General features: G+C 63.7%; 1 protein-coding gene. It reads left to right on the forward strand.

Annotated features, from left to right (window positions below; translation table 11 throughout):
* Window positions 1-278: TonB-dependent receptor domain-containing protein (locus GHN92_RS23700; RefSeq protein ID WP_153381355.1), on the forward strand; the 278-nt coding region annotated here is incomplete at both ends.

Below are 278 nucleotides of genomic sequence, written 5' to 3' on the forward strand. Positions count from 1 at the left end.
CTACGACGTAGACGAAGAGCAAGGCCGCTTCTCGCCCACCTTCGGCCTATCGGTCAAGCCGGGCCTGGACTGGATGCAACTGTTCGCCACTTACGGCAAGGGCTGGCGCCCACCGGCCGTGACCGAAACCCTGATCAGCGGGCGGCCCCATGGCGGGGGCGCAGAATTCACCTACCCCAACCCGTTCCTTAAGCCAGAGACCTCGACCACTTGGGAAGTGGGCGTCAACGTCTTCAAAGACAGCCTGTTCCTGGACGGCGACCGCATAGGCGCCAAGG

This window comes from Pseudomonas sp. FSL R10-2964 (genome assembly GCF_009600035.1).
GTDB classification, from domain to species: domain Bacteria; phylum Pseudomonadota; class Gammaproteobacteria; order Pseudomonadales; family Pseudomonadaceae; genus Aquipseudomonas; species Aquipseudomonas bubulae.